The sequence below is a fragment of the Hominiventricola sp. genome, assembly GCF_057604405.1.
Genome location: NZ_DBLYVB010000057.1, coordinates 1 through 3650 on the forward strand (window position 1 = coordinate 1; position 3650 = coordinate 3650).

The window sequence follows — 3650 nt, forward strand, 5'->3', positions numbered from 1 at the left end:
GTACCTTTTGTAGCTGTTCCTACTGTCTGTTCACTTCGCTTCGCTTTGGCATAATCCCGTTTGATCTGTTGCTTCTGAATCTGTTTTTTCAGTTTCTTCTGTTCCTGACGGGCTGCCGCCTGTGTCTGTTTCTCTTCCTGTCTTTCAAGTCTGCTTCTTTTTCTGAATGCCCTCTGTTTCCTGCGTCTGGCACTTCTCTGTTCCAGCCGGTAAACACCTTCGCCGCTTTCTTCTAACTTATGGGCACCTTCTACCGCCGCATTATCGTCTTCATTTTTGCTGATCTCACGGTGCAATGCTGCGGAAGCTGCACTTCCTGCTTTCTTGACAACAGAAGTTTTTTCTGTTTTCACAGATTCCCCTTCGCCAAACTTCAAGCGGGATTTCTTCTTTCCAGGAGCTTCTCCATCATTTGCCTGATAGACCTGTGCCTTCTTGGAATGCTGCTTTGCTTCCTTCTTCTTTTTTGCTTCCTCATAAGAAAACTTTTTGGCTTTTTCCTTCTGTTTCTGATGTCGGAAATTGACTCCATCCGTATCCATCTGGTTCAATTTCTCCATATCTTTATCATTTTTCACAGAAGCACCAGTTTCCTCATAAGCAAACTTCAAACGCTGTTTTTGTTTTGGCTTTTTGCTACCACCGGTCTGATTTCTCCGGCTGTCTCCTCTGTTTTCTGATAGATCCGCACGTTTTTCTTTCAGTCTCCCTGACTGTCCGGCTTCGGATTTTTCTGCAAGTCTGGATTCTTTTCCGACTTCAGCACGGATTCTTTTTCTATTTTGCTGTTTTCTACTCTGTCCAAGATCCTCACTTTGCTTCTCTGCCCGTATCAGTTCCGGTGCATCTCTGGATTTTTGCACAGAGGGACGAATATTTTTCCCACTCCGTTCAGACTGGCGGGAAGACTTATCCACAAGGCTTACTTCTTTTTCCCCCTGTTTTCCTCCCATCTGCACATCACTGGCACGGTTACTGACACGAACAGAAGATTTATCCATCAGGTTTTCTTCCACCAGACCATCCTTGGTCATTTTCTGGACTTTCTTATCCCTGACTTTCATTCTCTGTTCTGCCACTGATTACTCCTCCTTCTTCGGATACCCTTTCCCTGCCTGTAATAAACAGAGAATAGCGATGCCAAATACAGCACCGCCACAAAATGTCAATCCATATGAAATTACCTGTAACATTGTTTTACTCCTCCTGTATTACCCTGCTTCGGCTGTTTCCTCCGGGCGGGTTGTCATAATCTTATAAAGGGAATTCTTCGGGAATCTGTCTACAAACGGAATAATCACATTTCCATAGAACAGAAGTCCTTCACCCTCATTACTGTTGGTTACATAAGACAGCTGGGTTGGTGAAATATTCAACTGTTTAGCCAGAATCTGCCTGTCACCGGATGCCTGGTTGAGCATATAGATAAAATCAGAGTTTTCAAAAATATTCTCGATTTCCCTGGAAGCTAAAAGATCCTTAATGTTCTGGGTAATTCCTGTCGGAATACCGCCCCATTTACGGAATCGCTTCCAGATTTCCACGCTGTAGGCTGCTGTCTGTTCTTCTTTTAAGAGAAGATGGAATTCATCCACATAGTAACGGGTGGATTTATGAGCGGAACGGTTGATCGTCACTCGGTTCCATACCTGGTCCTGCACAATCAGCATCCCGATCTTCTTCAGCTGTTTTCCAAGCTCCTTGATATCAAAACATACGATACGGTTGTTGATGTCCACATTTGTGCGATGATTAAATACATTTAGGGAACCTGTAACGTAAATCTCCAATGAAGTTGCCAGACGCTGTGCTTCCGGCTCTTCCTGTTTCCGCAACAGATTATATAAATCCTCCAGTATCGGCATCTTCTCTGGCACCGGATCAGCGAGATATTCCTGATAGACCAGCCGCACACAACGGTCAATGATCGTCTTTTCTACCGGTTCCAGTCCATTCTTTCCACCGACAATCAGTTCACACAGGGACAGAATAAAATCTGCCTTTAAGGACAGCGGATTATCTTCCTCTGAATAATTCAGGTTCAGATCCATCGGATTGATATACTGGTCTGATACCGGTGAAATCCGGATGACCTGTCCGTGCAGTGCCTGCACCAGTGGATAATACTCGGCTTCTGGATCACAAATAATAATATCGTCCTCCGTAATCAGGAAACAGTTCGTAATTTCTCTTTTTGCTGAGAAGGATTTACCGGAACCAGGTGTACCAAGAATCAGTCCATTCGGGTTCTTCAGACGTTTCCGGTCAACCATAATCATGTTGTTGGATAATGCATTCAATCCATAATAAAGAGCTTCCCCTTCCTGGAACAGTTCCTGTGTCGTAAATGGCACAAAGATCGCTGTTGCCGATGTGGTAAGCCCTCTCTGAATCTCAATTCGATTGACTCCCAGTGGAATACAGGACATCAATGCTGCTTCCTGCTGATAGTCCAGCTGTTTTAAGGAACAGTTGTATTTTTGTGCGATACCCTGTACCTGGAAGATATTGTTATCCAGCTTCTGACGCTTCTTTGCGGTATTCATCACCAACACTGTCACAAGAAACATACGCTCATTTCTGGACTGTAAATCTTCCAGCAGATTCTTTGCTTCTTCCCCGTAGGTCACAAGATCCGATGGAAGCACATCCATGTCATACCCGGAACGTACCGCCCGCTTCTGCTCTTCAATCTTCATCTTATCCAAATCTGAAATCTTGCTCTTGATCATCTTGATCGCAGAACTCTGGTCAATGGACTGGATATGAATATTGACATTGATGCTGTCATCCACATCCAGGAAATCTGCAAGCATCCGGTCTGTAAGCTCCGGTGCCAGGATCTGCAGATAACTCACGCTTCCCATGGTCTTTCCCATCAGAAATGTCTGATTCTTGGAAAAGTTAAAGGAAGTTGGTGCAATAAAGTCTTTGGTCTTTAATCCTGTTTCCGGCAGCATCTTGTACTGGAACTTAAATGGTTCAATCCGATCCTGGTTGAACACATGATACAGAATCTCCAGTCGCTCCAGACCATTTAAGGAATGTGCCTGTGCTCCCAGAACTTTAAAGTTGTTCAGGATATCGGCTTCAATCCTTTCAAGCCTTGGTCTTGCCACCTTCAGGCTTTCTGCTTCGATTCCAAAAGTGATATACTTGGTTTTCACCAGACCATTGTTTCCCTTGGAAAGCTGATTTTTTAACATGGTCCGGTACTCCTCACGAATGGCATTGAAGTCATCGTTCTGATCCGGAATATCAATACTTTTCTCAAATTCAGCCACATCCACCTGCTGATTGATAAAGGACAGCTGCACACTGATGGAAGAATCAAAGTAATTTAAAAAATCACAGTAATTCTCAAATATCGTGGTCTTATCCTCATTTAAAGCCAGCTGATAATTGATGTCATAAAACTGAATTGTCTTAGAGAAAAAGGTCTTTGTCACCTGGCAGATACCATCCTGCAGCATCCGAATATACGGAATACTCTGCTGTGCAGTTGTAGGAATGTTTTTCTGTTTCCTACGATCCCGTTCCTGCTTCTTCCTACGCTTTTCCTGTTCTCTTTCTTTTCTGCTTTTTTTGTTTCTTCTTTCCTGACGGTTTCTTTTTTCCGCCAGGGACAGACGCTCCTGCTGAGCCTCCTG

Annotated in this window: 2 protein-coding genes and 1 pseudogene; all 3 read right to left on the minus strand. The window is 44.0% G+C overall.

Annotation, left to right across the window (positions count from 1 at the left end; all coding sequences use genetic code 11):
• Positions 1 to 1079: pseudogene (locus tag ACZMB2_RS13785) on the minus strand (CD1108 family mobile element protein); the annotation flags it as partial.
• 3 nt (positions 1080 to 1082) lie between these two features.
• Complete coding sequence (locus tag ACZMB2_RS13790) at positions 1083 to 1193, minus strand: DUF3789 domain-containing protein (RefSeq protein ID WP_118342920.1); 111 nt, start codon at positions 1191 to 1193, stop codon at positions 1083 to 1085.
• An 18-nt stretch (positions 1194 to 1211) separates the two neighbouring features.
• Entirely contained in the window at positions 1212 to 3623 is a 2412-nt protein-coding gene (locus tag ACZMB2_RS13795; protein ID WP_487597151.1) for a VirB4-like conjugal transfer ATPase, CD1110 family, read from the minus strand.
• Positions 3624 to 3650 lie beyond the last annotated feature (27 nt).

Bases quoted from the DNA above. Each gene is read 5' to 3' on its own strand.
- ACZMB2_RS13790 (WP_118342920.1), bottom strand. From the start codon at position 1,193: ATGTTACAGGTAATTTCATATGGATTGACATTTTGTGGCGGTGCTGTA.